This is a genomic window from Streptococcus symci (assembly GCF_006385165.1).
GTDB classification, from domain to species: domain Bacteria; phylum Bacillota; class Bacilli; order Lactobacillales; family Streptococcaceae; genus Streptococcus; species Streptococcus symci.
Window position 1 is genome coordinate 109582 of the sequence record NZ_VFJA01000001.1, and the last position, 13611, is coordinate 123192.

Here is a 13611-nt window from a genome sequence, read left to right on the forward strand (position 1 = left end):
GCAGGTCAATCGACTTGCTTTTTTGACATAGAAAAAATCCTGCCATGGAAGACAGGATTGCTACTCAATGAAAATCAAAGAGCAAACTAGGAAGCTAGCCGCAGGCTGCTCAAAACACTGTTTTGAGGTTGTAGATGAAACTGACGAAGTCAGTAACCATACATACGGTAAGGCGAAGCTGACGTGGTTTGAAGAGATTTTCGAAGAGTATGAAGTTTAAAGAAAGGCTAAGATACGGAGATAATCCCCAATCAGTGCCACTTCAGCTACAAAGAAGAGGAGGATAATGACTCCGTTCACAAGGACAGACAAGAATAACTGATAAAAGGAGTCGGTTTCACTTGCTTGACTAGGTCTCGTAATGATATGTAGACTAGCGAGCAGAATGATCCCAATGCTAATCACACACAAGAGGGCTGTAAATCGCAGGCTGTCAAAGAAGGCAAAGAAACTAGCAATAGCAGTGAGGAAGATTGGAATTGCTAATAGTTGACTATATTGTTGGAGAACCTTTTCTAGCGTCCAGTCCTTTTCTTGGTAGATAAATCGTCTCACGACGAAACTACCCAAGAGGAATGAAAAGAAGAAGAGTGTTGTTGCTACTAGGATAGAGATAATCGAAAAGAGATTTAATGAAGCAAATTGTTCAGGGAAGTGATTATGCATAGTTGCTATATGTCCATAGTAAGCATGTTTGATGTGGTAGATACTAAAGAAAAAGGAAGATGCAGAAAACAGAATGAGCAAGAGAAAGGCTGTGTAACTGTGTGTGCTACTTGTTTCAAGACTGCTTGTAGGAGATTTGATTGCTTCCACTAGCCAAGACCAAAAATCAAGCGCTTGCTCTTTCCATCTATCCGTAGATTTTGGAGCTTGGTCGGGGATATAGGGACTTTCTAAGGATTGACTGATAAGAAGGGGCTCTTTCGTGGTTGGTTTTTGCTGCGGAAGTGCTTCTTGACTCTCTTCAGCTTTAGTGATTTTTTCTGTTTCCCCAGAAAGATCTTGCTCTTCTTCAGTAGAGTCTAATGCTTCCTTTTCTTCTATTTCTGTTCTCGCTTCACTGTCTTCAGGAGCTTCAATTTTCTCTTCTTGCTGGTTTTCAAGTTCGACTTCAGCTTGAGAGACTTCCTCCTCTACTTGAGTATTTTTTTCAATTGGTGTATCGAGATCGGCTATCGTTTCTTCAGTCTTGTCTGCAACCTCTTGAGCTTGCTCTTCAGGTTTGTTCTTGCTTGTTGCTTTTACAAAATCATTACTTTCAAACCATTCTTGTTTCATGGTAGAACCTCCTTTTTAGTTAGATAAATATGCTTCCATAGTAGCAGATGTAAGCGCTTTTGTCAACGATTTCTAGAAGAAGACTCGTGTTCCTCTGATTTGAGTAGATAGATATCCTGTTCTGCCCTTGCGATGAGTTGATCTTTTGCATCTGCTTTTTCTGTTTTATAAGGATTGCTTAATCGTTCAGCTTTGTTTTCTTCGTTGTTAAACGAACGCCTTCCTTCTCTTAAAAAATGAAGAATAGAACCATGTTTTGTTGAAAGATCTAAGTTGATTCTTTGTTTTTCTTCTTCGGAAAGTAGCAGTTGTAGGTCTGTTTTCGCCATCAATTCCACCTTACCGTGTACTTGGATATTTTCAGCATGGAAGTGATTTTCTGTTGACTCTAGCTGACTATCTGTCAGTTCTGTGCTAAAGATATTGATGATATTTGGTGTTTTGAATTTGCTGTTTTTGATACGACTTCCTTCAATTCGGAGGAGATAACCATTTGTATTGAGAGTTGCATTTTCAAGGCTAGCATTTATGATGGTGGTTTGTCCACGATTGGCTGACACGTTGATCCCTTTTAGACTTCTTCCCTTTGGAACTTGGAGAATAACTTCATTAAAACGACTAGAGTAGCTACTTGCGATATGGAGAATCCCGCCAATTCCAGAAGAGAGAAATGGAGTTTCAGACAGTTTTTTATCCGTTAGGCTCAGCGTTTTATCGTTCTGATTTGTGATAAGATCATGGTTAGCAGAAATAGATGGATGGTAAGAAATGTGGATTTGATCATCGAAAGAGTCTGTGATGGTCAGCGCGTGTTGGTGGAGAGTAATCTCTAGGTTTTCGACTTCCTTGCCAAAGGTCAACTCTTCCATCCGACTATCATAGACAGGCTCCTTGGACATGGCAAGTAGGCTCTTAATCCCGTCAGATTGGATGCCTACAAAAAGCAAGATAAAGCCGATAACGGTAGTCACCACACCAAAAATGAGAAATCCTTTTGTCCATTTACGCATGCTGGTCACCTCTCTTTCCTTTTTTAAGAACAAATTGCACCAGGCGAACAATGAGTAGACCGAAGAAGCGAGCTACATAGGAAATACCTAGTAAGACTAGTGAAGAAGCACCGATAGCCAGTAAACCAGAACCGAAAATCAAGATAAAGGCTGATTTAGCTTGGGCGAGGACAGTGAAACTTTCAACTAAAAATAGAAATCCGCCGATGATACCAAGTATGGAAACTGCAAAGAAAGCCAGAATGACAGTCAAAGCAGCCACAAGAATTCCGAACAGAGCCACGAGGATGGCGATTCCCAGAGGAATACCGATGGGTGCTGCAAGGAGGGCTAACAAGGCGATATGTAAAATTTGTCGGTTATTTTTTTGAGCGGGCGCTTCATTGATTTTTTTATCGAGAAGATTGGAGAGAACTTCGTGGGCTGCTTCTTTGGGAGTTCCCAAGCTAGCGATGAGTTCTTCTTCTCCTTCGACTCCAGCATCATCAAAGAGTTCCCTGAAATAGTCCATGGCTTCAATTTGGTCAGCCTGAGGCAGTTTTTTGAGATAGAGTTCTAGCTGAGTCAGGTATTCAGTTCTTGTCATGGCGGATACTCCCTTCTATGATGCCATTGATGGTGTCTGTATAAAGTGCCCATTCATCTTTTAGGGTCACGAGCTGTTCTATACCACCATTTGTCAAGGAGTAGTATTTGCGCATGCGACCTTGGAACTCTCTAGAATAGGTTGTCAGAAAGCTATTGCCCTCCAATTTTTTGAGAATGGGATAGAGTGTAGATTCTTTGATATTAGCGATCAGCTTAATGGTTTGGCTAATCTCATAACCATAAGAATCATCCTGCTCCAGTACGGCCAAGATGAGAAATTCAATCAAGGCAGAGGATGTTGGAAAGTACATGGGGAACCTCCTTTTCTAATGTGTAAGATTTTTATATATAATTTTTCTACACATACATTGTACATCTAAATGAAAGCCCTGTCAAGAGAAATGTATAAAATTTTTATATATAAAAAACTTCTAGCTAAAACTAGAAGTTTAGAGGATTTTATCAGCTCTGTCTACTGTAAAGAGGGCCACGGTCATGATGATATCGACGAGTAAGAGGGCAGCTACAGCTGGCACCCAAGAGTGGAAAAGGTCAAAACTGTAACCAAAGAGGGTTGGCCCAAAGGCTGCTAGGATATAGCCTCCTGTTTGAGATAAGCCAGACAATTGGGCAGTCTTTTCAGGGGCGCTTGTCTTGAGTGAAAAGTTGACCATGAGATAAGGGAAGAGGGCGCTGGTTGCGGTTCCGATGAGGAGATGGATGGAAAGCCAGTAAATGAAATTATTGATTGGGAAGAAGAGCATGGAAATGCCGACCACACCAGCTAGTGAAACCAGAGTGAGCATGAGCTGACGGTTACGAGTAGATAAACTGGTTGTCAGGCTTGGGATGGTCATTGAAAAAGGAATGCTAATCAGAGAGAAGATAGAAGTCAGTAAGCCAGCTTCGTGACTGGATAGGCCTGCATGGATAGCCATGGTAGGTAGCCAGGTCATAGCGGTGTAAAAGAGCAAGGACTGAAAACCTGCAAAGACAATCACTGCCCAGACCTGTTTATTATGCATGACCTTTGCTTTGCTTTTTTGTTTGGTTTGTGGAGCCAGTCTGTGATTATAGCGGTGATTAGGCAGCCAGATCAAAAAAGTTGCTAGGCAGAGCAGGGTGAGGAGGATGATAAGTCCTTTCCAAGAACTGGCTTGTGTAATGGGCACAGCTAGATAGGAAGCCAGAGCCGTCGCAATCCCCATAGAGGTTACATATAAGGTGGTCAGAAAACCAATTTTCTTTGGTTGATTGGCTTGGATAAGACTAGGAAGCAGAACATTGATGACTGCGATACTTGCCCCAACCATCAAGGTTCCTAGATAGAGCAGGGGCAGATTGATTAGTCGAATCAGAGAACCGATGGTCAAGAAGAAAAGGCTGTAGGTGAAGAGATGCTCTAAGCCGATTTTCTGAGCCAGTCGGGTAGAAAAGAGCGAGAAGAGGGTAAACATGAGGAGAGGAAGGCTGGTCAGGACACCAAGTGAACTAACCTCGACTCCCAGCCCTTGCGAAATATCTCCCAAAATAATGGGTAAAACAGTAAAAGGAGTCCGCAAGGAAACACCAATCAAGATAATACCTGGAACAAAAAAAAGTGATTGCTTTTTCATATAATACCTCTTCTAACTGATTTTAATAACAGCTTATTTTAAGGCTTTTTCACTATAATGTCAAGTAAGGTTTCTGGCTTTCAAGATAAAAATGGGAAAGTCTTGAAAATTATGATAAAATAGTGGAAGGAAATCTATACATTGGAGAAAAACTGTGTCTGAAAAGCAAAAAATCAGCGTATTGATGTCGGTCTATATCAAGGAAAATCCGACATTTTTAAAGGATGCTATTGAGAGTGTTCAAAATCAGACCCTGAAACCGAGTGAATTGGTTCTGGTTGAGGATGGGCCTTTGACACCCGAGCTCTATCAGGTATTAGACCAAGTGGAAGCCCAGTCAGAAATTCCAGTTAAGCGTTGCCCCTTAGAGCAAAATCAAGGTTTGGGTCTGGCTCTTCGATATGGTGTTTTGCAGTGTCAGTACGATATCATCGCTCGTATGGATACAGATGATATAGCTGTTCCAGACCGTTTTGAGAAACAGGTTCAGTTAATGGAGAAGGACAACCTCGACCTATTAGGTGGCCATATTGCAGAGTTTATTGACAATCCTGATGAGATTGTTTCTTACCGTCGTGTTCCAACCCAGCATGCAGATATTATAGCTTATCAAAGGATGAGAAGTGCCTTTAACCACATGACTGTCATGTTCAAGAAGGATATGGTTCTCAAGGCAGGCAACTATGAAGATGGTCTTTATATGGAGGATGACCTCCTCTGGCTCAATATGATTGCTGCAGGAGCCAAGACTGGAAATCTGGATCAAATCTTGTGTCAGGTTCGTGTTGGTGCAGGAATGTTTGAGCGTCGTGGGGGACTGCGTTACCTCAAACTCTATCGTCAAGCTCGTCAGCGCATGCTGAAGAGAGGGCAAATTTCTTACATGGAGTATGCCAAGAGTGTTGCCATTCAGATGGTTGTTGCTCTTTGTCCAGGATTTGTCAGACAGTTTATTTTTATGAAACTGTTAAGAAAAAGCAATTAAAAGATTGTAGCAAATCGTAAACTAGAGAAAAGTGTTATAATAACAATATAATCATCTAGCTCTTTTAAGGAGGAGTAAATTTCTATGAATAAAAAACTCACAGATTATGTGATTGATCTGGTGGAAATTTTAAATAAACAACAAAAACAGGTTTTCTGGGGAATATTTGATATTTTGAGTATGGTGGTTTCCATCATTGTATCTTATATCTTATTCTACGGCTTGATTAATCCAGCACCTGTTGACTACATTATCTATACGAGTTTGGCCTTCCTGTTCTATCAATTAATGATTGGATTTTGGGGATTGAACGCTAGTATTAGTCGTTACAGCAAGATTACGGATTTCATGAAAATCTTTTTTGGTGTGACTGCTAGCAGTATCTTGTCATATAGTATCTGCTATGCCTTCTTGCCCCTCTTCTCCATCCGTTTTATCGTGCTCTTTATCTTGTTGAGTACTTTCTTGATTTTATTGCCACGGATTACTTGGCAGTTAATCTACTCTAAACGCAAAAAGGGAAGTGGTGATGGAGAACACCGTCGGACCTTCTTGATCGGTGCTGGTGATGGTGGGGCCCTCTTTATGGATAGCTACCAACATCCAACCAGTGAATTAGAACTTGTCGGTATTTTGGACAAGGATTCTAAGAAAAAGGGCCAAAAACTTGGTGGAATCCCTGTTTTGGGTTCATATGATGATCTGCCTGAATTAGCCAAACGCCATCAAATCGAGCGTGTTATCGTTGCGATTCCGTCGCTTGACCCGTCAGAATATGAACGTATCTTGCAGATGTGTAATAAGCTGGGTGTCAAATGTTACAAGATGCCTAAGGTTGAAACCGTTGTTCAGGGACTTCACCAAGCAGGTGGAGGCTTCCAGAAGATTGATATCACAGACCTTTTGGGCCGTCAGGAAATTCGTCTTGATGAATCGCGTCTGGGCGCAGAATTGACAGGTAAGACAATCTTAGTCACAGGGGCTGGTGGTTCAATTGGTTCTGAAATCTGTCGCCAAGTTAGTCGTTTCAATCCTGAACGCATCGTCTTGCTTGGTCACGGTGAAAATTCAATCTACCTTGTTTATCATGAATTGATTCGTAATTTCCAAGGGATTGATTATGTACCTGTGATTGCTGATATTCAAGACTACGACCGTCTCTTGCAAGTCTTTGAGCAGTACAAGCCAGCTATTGTTTATCATGCGGCTGCCCACAAGCACGTTCCTATGATGGAGCGCAATCCAAAAGAAGCCTTCAAAAACAATATCCGTGGAACCTACAATGTTGCTAAGGCTGTTGATGAAGCCAAAGTACCTAAGATGGTTATGATTTCGACAGATAAGGCGGTTAATCCACCAAATGTTATGGGAGCAACCAAGCGTGTGGCGGAGTTGATTGTAACTGGATTTAACCAACGTAGCCAATCAACCTACTGTGCAGTTCGTTTTGGGAATGTACTTGGTAGCCGTGGTAGTGTCATTCCAGTCTTTGAACGCCAGATTGCTGAAGGTGGGCCTGTAACGGTGACAGACTTCCGCATGACCCGTTACTTTATGACTATTCCAGAAGCTAGCCGTTTGGTTATCCATGCTGGTGCTTATGCTAAAGATGGAGAAGTCTTTATCCTTGATATGGGCAAACCAGTCAAGATTTATGACTTGGCCAAGAAAATGGTCCTTCTAAGTGGACACACTGAAAGCGAAATTCCAATCGTTGAAGTTGGAATCCGCCCAGGTGAAAAACTCTACGAAGAACTCTTGGTTTCGACCGAATTGGTTGATAACCAAGTTATGGATAAGATTTTCGTGGGTAAGGTCAATGTCATGCCTCTAGAAGCCATCGATCAAAAGATTGAAGAGTTCCGCACTCTTAGTGGAGATGAGTTGAAGCAAGCTATTATCGCCTTTGCCAATCAAACAACCCACGTTGAATAAAAAAGAAAAACGCATATTATCAGGTCTTGAAAAACCTTGGTAATATGCGTTTTATTATGTAGAGACTTACTTCATTTTCTTCTGAAATGGGGTTGTTGCCCAGTCTATGTTATTGAAAATACTCCAAAACTTCTATGGGTTTGTGGGCGATATAATCAGGTTGATAGTTTAGTAGATCTGCTTGCTCTCCAAATCCCCAAGTGACGGCCAATTTCTGAATGCCTGTTTCTTGAGCTCCCAGCATATCAAACTTGGTATCACCGATGATAATGGCTTGTTCTGGGGCTAGTTGATGTGTCTGTAAGGCTTGGCGAATGACATCTGCCTTATGGGGTGCTTCAGGGCTGGAACCATAAATGCCATCAAAGAAATGATGGATTCCCAAGTTTTTAGTCATGTCTTGAGCGGTAGGGGTATTCTTTGTAGTGGTGATATAGAGTGGATAACTGCTCGATAACTTCTCAAGCAAGTCTATAATCTGAGGAAAGAGTTGAGCTTCATGGATGCCTTTTACTTTGTAGTAAGAACGGTATATCTGCACGGCTTCAGAGATTAGTTCTTTGGGAAGGCAGGTCGCAAAACTACTTTCAAGAGGCGGCCCCATAAAACCACGAATAGTTTTGGCATCAGGGCTAGGCACTCCCAGCTCCTTAAAGGTATGGGTAAAGGCATTGTGAATCCCGATAGAACTGTCGACGAGGGTTCCATCCAGATCGAAAAAAATCGCTGTGATAGAGGTCATGGTTTCTCCTATTTGATAAACTTATTCTCCGAAAATTTCTTTTTGGAGGCGACGACCAGTTGGTGTGGCAGCCAGTCCACCTTCAGCCGTTTCACGAAAGGCAGTTGGCATGCTTGACCCCACTTGGTACATGGCATCGATAACTTCATCCACAGGGATTTTAGATTCGATACCTGCCAAGGCCATGTCTGCTGCGATGAAGGCAAAGCTAGCTCCCATGGCATTGCGTTTGACACAGGGAACTTCGACCAAGCCGGCAACAGGGTCACAGATGAGGCCTAGCATATTTTTAATGACAAAGGCAATGGCCTGACTGGCCTGATAAGGTGTCCCACCAGCAGCTAGAGTCAAGGCGGCAGCACTCATAGCAGAGGCCGAACCAACCTCGGCCTGACAGCCACCCTCAGCACCTGAGATAGAGGCGTTGTTTGCGATGACTAGTCCAAAGGCACCGGCAGCAAAGAGGAAATCCAGCTGTTGTTCGTGATTGAGGTCTAATTTTTCAATCGCAGCAGTGAGAACGGAAGGGAGACAGCCAGCACTTCCTGCGGTCGGAGTGGCACAAACCAAGCCCATTTTAGCATTGTGTTCATTGACTGCGATGGCATTTCGGGCAGCAGAGAGAATCGTGTAATCTGACAGAGTTTTTCCGTTTTTAATGTAGTGATCCAATTTGGCAGCATCTCCACCTGTCAGGCCACTACGAGATTTATTTTCATTGAGGCCAAGTTGGACAGAGGCTTTCATGACTTCCAGATTGCGTTCCATGAGTAGGAAGACTTCTTCACGTTCGCGACCGGTCAATTCAAACTCTGTTGTAATCATGAGTTCTGCGACATTTCCTTGAAAGTCCAGATCTGCTTGCTCGACCAATTCTTTGATAGAATAAAACATGCTTCCTCCTATTTAAAGAAATTGACATTGTGGAGATGAGGGATTTTTCGAATTTCTTCGATGGCCTCATCACAGTTGCGACTGTCAACTTCGATAATCATAATAGCTTTTTCACCAGCTTTTTCACGAGTAACATTCATCTGGGCGATATTGATACCATAGCGTGAAAGAGCCTCTGTTACGAGGGCAATCATACCTGGAATATCTTGATGAACAATGATGATAGTCGGTGTATTCATATTGAGAGAGACAGCAAAGCCATTGAGTTCCGTTACCTGAATATTCCCGCCACCGATAGAAATACCAGTCACGCTGATGGTCTTGTGGGCATTTTTAACGGTAATTTTAGTGGTATTAGGGTGCGGGGCATTGCTGTCTTTCTGAATGGTCCAGACAATCTTGATGCCACGCTTGTGGGCAATTTCCAGACTGTTTGGGATTTCAGGATCATCTGTATCCATGCCCAAAATACCTGCAACAAGAGCTAGGTCTGTTCCGTGACCTCGATAGGTTTTGGCAAATGAGTTAAATAGTTGGAATTCGACTTCTGTCGGAGTATCATCAAAAATGGAAGAGACAATCTTCCCAATACGGACAGCACCAGCTGTATGGCTACTAGATGGGCCAATCATAACTGGTCCGATGATATCAAAGACAGATTGAAAACGAAGTGATTTCATCAGTTTCCCCTTATAAAAATTCTTATCTCTATTATATCAAAGAATGAGGGGCTTGGCTTTAATTGTGGATGAAAACCTTTTTAATGCCACAAACAGCATAAAAAAGCATCTTTTGTGACAAAAAATAGCTTGTTTAGGGAAATAAAAAATAATTTTGTAATATTTCTACATAAAAGTGTCAAGAAACGGTAATATTTAAAGGGTATGATAGAACTATAGAAAGAAGGAGAATTTTCAAATATGAAATCAACAACTAAAAAGATTAAAACAACTCTTGCAGGAGTAGCTGCCTTGTTTGCGGTATTTGCTCCATCATTTGTATCTGCTCAAGAATCATCAACTTACACTGTTAAAGAAGGTGATACACTTTCAGAAATCGCTGAAACTCACAACACAACTGTTGAGAAATTGGCAGAAAACAACCACATTGACAACATTCATTTGATTTATGTTGGTCAAGAGTTGGTTATCGATGGCCCTGTAGCGCCTGCTGCAACACCAGCGCCAACTACTTATGCAGCACCAGCTGCTCAAGATGAAACTGTTTCAGCTCCAGTAGCAGAAACTACAGAAGTAGCAGAGGAAGCAGCTCCAGTGGCAAGCGCACCTGCAGCAGAAGAAACAGTTGCTTCAACAGAAGCTTCAGCACCTGCTGCAACTGTAAGTGGATCTGAAGCAGAAGCTAAAGAATGGATTGCACAAAAAGAATCAGGTGGTAGCTATACAGCTACAAACGGCCAATACATCGGACGTTACCAATTGACAGATTCATACTTGAACGGTGACTACTCAGCTGCTAACCAAGAACGTGTGGCAGATGCCTATGTTGCAGGACGCTACGGTTCATGGACTGCTGCTAAAAACTTCTGGCTTAACAACGGTTGGTATTAAGAAATAGAAAAAGAGCCTTTGATGGCTCTTTTTGTGTGCTTTTATTTGACAAAAGACAATTTTTAAATAGTAGTAATAACAGATTGCTTACGGCTGACGAGATTCTGGAGTTTCTCCAGCTGAATTAGTGCGATTATTACTGTTAGCATCGGGAACTTCAGCATTATTACTATTATTATTGGTATTCGTATCTCCTTGGGCTCCTGCAGTATCAGTAACTTGATCTCGTGTATTGACAGCAGTGTTTCCCCCACTTCTAGCACTATCAGATGAATATTGCTCGCTTGCAGGTGCTTGTGAATTATATCTGTTCCTATTTGACTCAGTATAGTTTGGAGTGTAGCTACCTCCTTCTGAAGAATAGCTTTCTCTTCCCTCAACGTTACTAGTCGTTTCTGTTTCTTTTTTATTAGACTTTTGTTCTTCTTCTTTTTTGGTCAAGACTTCAGCTTGCTTTTGGAATTTTGAAATCAGTTCTTGAATGGGTTTTATTTTTTCATCAATAGTAGCTTGTTCGCTTGTGGAGTTGACACTTTTAATAATTTCTAGTATTTTTTGTAAGGAAGTGATGGCTGTTTCAAGTGCTTGTTTATCTTCAAACTGGCTATCGGATTCCTTTATATCCAATTTTAAAGCTTTTTCAGTATAATGATTAGTGATTTTATCGGCCGTAGAAGTAAGAAAATCTGTTAATGTCTTTTTGCCTTCGTCAGTGGTAGGCTTTAATTCTTGAATTTTTTTCCAATCCTCTATAATCGTTTCAGAATCAATATTGAAGTTTTTAATAGCATTTTTTACTTGTTCGACATCTTGTCCATTCTTATGTTGTTTGCTGAGAGCGATGTTCCCTCTCTCTGCTTGGATATGTTCTTGATGAATGACTAAACCTATTAAAAGTCCAAGCCCTACAACAATAATGATAGTAAAAATAGTATTTTTTGATGTTAGAATATCTTTGTAGTTTTTCACAATCGTACTACGTACATGGATGGTAGTATCTTAAAGGGATCATGTACGACTTCCTCCTCATTACAGTATATCATTTTTAGCTTATTTTATAAATAAGTTTATAAGTAGAATCGAGATTTAACTATTCATTGCCCTTTTTGTAATTATATTTCTGTTTTTATCAGAGAGAATATCAGATTATCAGCCTCTTTCTTGTCTTCTCTAACCAAGCATGTTATAATGAATACTGCTCAAGCGACCTTCAATCGTGAAGCACACACGACCTTCAATCGTGAATAAACGAATAGATGGGAGACTTACCATGAGTGATAACTCTAAAACACGTGTTGTCGTGGGGATGAGTGGTGGTGTCGATTCGTCGGTGACAGCTCTTCTTCTCAAGGAGCAGGGCTACGATGTGATCGGTATCTTCATGAAGAACTGGGATGACACAGATGAAAACGGCGTCTGTACGGCGACCGAAGATTACAAGGATGTGGCTGCGGTGGCAGACCAGATTGGCATTCCTTACTACTCTGTCAACTTTGAAAAAGAGTACTGGGACCGCGTTTTCGAGTATTTCCTAGCGGAATACCGTGCAGGACGCACACCAAATCCAGATGTTATGTGTAACAAGGAAATCAAGTTTAAGGCCTTTTTGGACTATGCCATGACCCTGGGTGCAGACTATGTGGCGACTGGGCATTATGCTCGAGTAGCGCGTGATGAGGATGGCATCGTTCACATGCTTCGTGGTGTGGATAATGGCAAGGATCAGACCTATTTCCTCAGCCAACTGTCGCAAGAACAACTTCAAAAAACCATGTTCCCACTGGGACATTTGGAAAAGCCTGAAGTTCGCAGACTAGCAGAAGAAGCAGGACTTGCGACTGCTAAGAAGAAAGACTCGACAGGGATTTGCTTTATCGGAGAAAAGAACTTTAAAAACTTTCTCAGCAACTACCTGCCAGCTCAGCCAGGTCGCATGATGACTGTGGATGGTCGCGATATGGGAGAGCATGCTGGTCTTATGTACTATACGATTGGTCAGCGTGGCGGCCTCGGTATCGGTGGACAACACGGCGGTGACAATGCCCCTTGGTTCGTTGTCGGAAAAGACCTGAGCAAGAATATCCTCTATGTCGGACAAGGCTTCTACCATGATTCGCTCATGTCAACCAGCCTAGAGGCTAGTCAAGTCCACTTTACTCGTGAGATGCCAGAGGAATTTACGCTAGAATGCACAGCAAAATTCCGCTACCGTCAGCCTGATTCTAAGGTGACCGTCCATGTCAAAGGAGACAAGGCAGAAGTCATCTTTGCAGAACCGCAACGCGCCATTACACCAGGACAGGCAGTTGTCTTTTACGATGGCGAAGAGTGTCTAGGTGGTGGTTTGATTGACAATGCTTACCGCGATGGACAAGTTTGTCAGTACATTTAGATTGACAAATTTTCTCAATTTGCTACAATAATAAGAGCAATAGAAATGATGGTCAAAGCTCATGGATGTTGCAGGCTTTTTTGTCCTGCACTTCTTTGGAGTTTTGACTGTTTTTGTGTCGTTTAAGGGAAAGGATAAGAATGACTCAGCAAGACTTTCGGACAAAAGTAGGAAATACAATTTTTGGAGTTCGGGCGACAGCCTTGATTGTCCAAAATCGCAAGCTCCTAGTTACCAAAGATAAGGGCAAGTATTACACTATTGGCGGTGCGATTCAAGTCAATGAAAGCACGGAAGACGCGGTAGTCCGTGAAGTGAGGGAAGAACTGGGTGTCAAAGCTCAAGCTGGGCAACTAGCTTTTGTGGTTGAAAATCATTTTGAACAAGACGGTGTTTCCTATCACAATATAGAGTTTCATTATCTGGTGGACTTGCTTGAAGATGCTCCGTTGACCATGCAGGAAGATGAGAAAAGGCAGCCCTGTGAATGGATTGACATAGACAAGCTTGAGGGGATCAATCTAGTTCCAGTCTTTTTAAAAACAGCCTTGCCAGATTGGGACGGCCAACTAAGACACATTCATCTTGCGGAATAGG

15 protein-coding genes are annotated in these 13611 nt (G+C 42.0%); 6 read left to right on the forward strand and 9 right to left on the reverse strand.

Features of this window, described 5'->3' with window-relative positions; translation table 11 throughout:
* Positions 1 to 67: 67 nt before the first annotated feature.
* Entirely contained in the window at positions 68 to 220 is a 153-nt protein-coding gene (locus FJN11_RS10780) for a hypothetical protein (protein ID WP_000692984.1), read from the forward strand.
* Here the strand turns inward: FJN11_RS10780 and FJN11_RS00500 are convergent.
* The 5 genes from FJN11_RS00500 to FJN11_RS00520 form a co-directional block, all read right to left on the reverse strand.
* Complete coding sequence (locus FJN11_RS00500; RefSeq protein ID WP_140223817.1) at positions 217 to 1281, reverse strand: DUF6574 domain-containing protein; 1065 nt, start codon at positions 1279 to 1281, stop codon at positions 217 to 219. The genes FJN11_RS10780 and FJN11_RS00500 overlap by 4 nt on opposite strands.
* Before the next feature lie 62 nt (positions 1282 to 1343).
* Positions 1344 to 2291: a DUF4097 family beta strand repeat-containing protein gene (locus FJN11_RS00505; RefSeq protein WP_140223818.1), complete on the reverse strand. Its 948-nt coding sequence runs from the start codon at positions 2289 to 2291 to the stop codon at positions 1344 to 1346.
* Complete coding sequence (locus FJN11_RS00510; RefSeq protein WP_020902112.1) at positions 2284 to 2877, reverse strand: DUF1700 domain-containing protein; 594 nt, start codon at positions 2875 to 2877, stop codon at positions 2284 to 2286. Before FJN11_RS00510 ends, FJN11_RS00505 begins: the two co-directional genes overlap by 8 nt.
* Positions 2864 to 3190, reverse strand: coding sequence for a PadR family transcriptional regulator (locus FJN11_RS00515; protein ID WP_000273858.1), 327 nt, complete (start codon positions 3188 to 3190; stop codon positions 2864 to 2866). The genes FJN11_RS00510 and FJN11_RS00515 overlap by 14 nt, the downstream gene beginning before the upstream one ends.
* A 138-nt stretch (positions 3191 to 3328) precedes the next feature.
* Positions 3329 to 4495, reverse strand: coding sequence for a CynX/NimT family MFS transporter (locus FJN11_RS00520; protein ID WP_140223819.1), 1167 nt, complete (start codon positions 4493 to 4495; stop codon positions 3329 to 3331).
* A 154-nt stretch (positions 4496 to 4649) separates the two neighbouring features.
* Here FJN11_RS00520 and FJN11_RS00525 point away from each other — a divergent pair, with 154 nt between their 5' ends.
* Together FJN11_RS00525 and FJN11_RS00530 are read left to right on the forward strand one after the other, a co-directional pair.
* Complete coding sequence (locus FJN11_RS00525) at positions 4650 to 5480, forward strand: glycosyltransferase (protein ID WP_140223820.1); 831 nt, start codon at positions 4650 to 4652, stop codon at positions 5478 to 5480.
* 84 nt (positions 5481 to 5564) lie between these two features.
* The gene (locus FJN11_RS00530; protein ID WP_140223821.1) at positions 5565 to 7415 is read left to right on the forward strand and encodes a polysaccharide biosynthesis protein; all 1851 of its coding nucleotides are present in this window, start codon (positions 5565 to 5567) and stop codon (positions 7413 to 7415) included.
* A gap of 109 nt (positions 7416 to 7524) precedes the next feature.
* On the opposite strand, the gene FJN11_RS00535 is transcribed toward FJN11_RS00530, so the two are convergent.
* Genes FJN11_RS00535 through sdaAB form a run of 3 tightly spaced genes read right to left on the reverse strand, consistent with a single transcriptional unit; the run spans position 7525 to position 9731 of the window.
* Positions 7525 to 8157 (reverse strand): HAD family hydrolase, encoded by a 633-nt coding sequence (locus tag FJN11_RS00535; protein ID WP_061589651.1) that lies wholly within the window; start codon positions 8155 to 8157, stop codon positions 7525 to 7527.
* Positions 8158 to 8178: 21 nt separating this feature from the next.
* Positions 8179 to 9051, reverse strand: coding sequence for an L-serine ammonia-lyase, iron-sulfur-dependent, subunit alpha (gene sdaAA, locus FJN11_RS00540; protein WP_115904546.1), 873 nt, complete (start codon positions 9049 to 9051; stop codon positions 8179 to 8181).
* A gap of 8 nt (positions 9052 to 9059) precedes the next feature.
* Entirely contained in the window at positions 9060 to 9731 is a 672-nt protein-coding gene (sdaAB, locus tag FJN11_RS00545) for an L-serine ammonia-lyase, iron-sulfur-dependent subunit beta (RefSeq protein WP_000838912.1), read from the reverse strand.
* A 240-nt stretch (positions 9732 to 9971) separates the two neighbouring features.
* On the opposite strand from sdaAB, the gene apf reads away from it, so the two are divergent.
* The gene (gene apf / locus FJN11_RS00550) at positions 9972 to 10622 is read left to right on the forward strand and encodes an aggregation-promoting factor (RefSeq protein WP_125430441.1); all 651 of its coding nucleotides are present in this window, start codon (positions 9972 to 9974) and stop codon (positions 10620 to 10622) included.
* 87 nt (positions 10623 to 10709) lie between these two features.
* Here the strand turns inward: apf and FJN11_RS00555 are convergent, their stop codons facing one another.
* On the reverse strand, positions 10710 to 11591 hold the full coding sequence (locus FJN11_RS00555; RefSeq protein ID WP_094753008.1) for a hypothetical protein: 882 nt from the start codon (positions 11589 to 11591) through the stop codon (positions 10710 to 10712).
* Between the two features lie 301 nt (positions 11592 to 11892).
* Between FJN11_RS00555 and mnmA the strand changes: the two genes are divergently transcribed.
* Entirely contained in the window at positions 11893 to 13014 is a 1122-nt protein-coding gene (mnmA, locus tag FJN11_RS00560; protein WP_001282946.1) for a tRNA 2-thiouridine(34) synthase MnmA, read from the forward strand.
* A 140-nt stretch (positions 13015 to 13154) separates the two neighbouring features.
* On the forward strand, positions 13155 to 13610 hold the full coding sequence (locus FJN11_RS00565; protein ID WP_181146370.1) for an NUDIX hydrolase: 456 nt from the start codon (positions 13155 to 13157) through the stop codon (positions 13608 to 13610).
* The last annotated feature ends 1 nt before the right edge of the window (position 13611 follow it).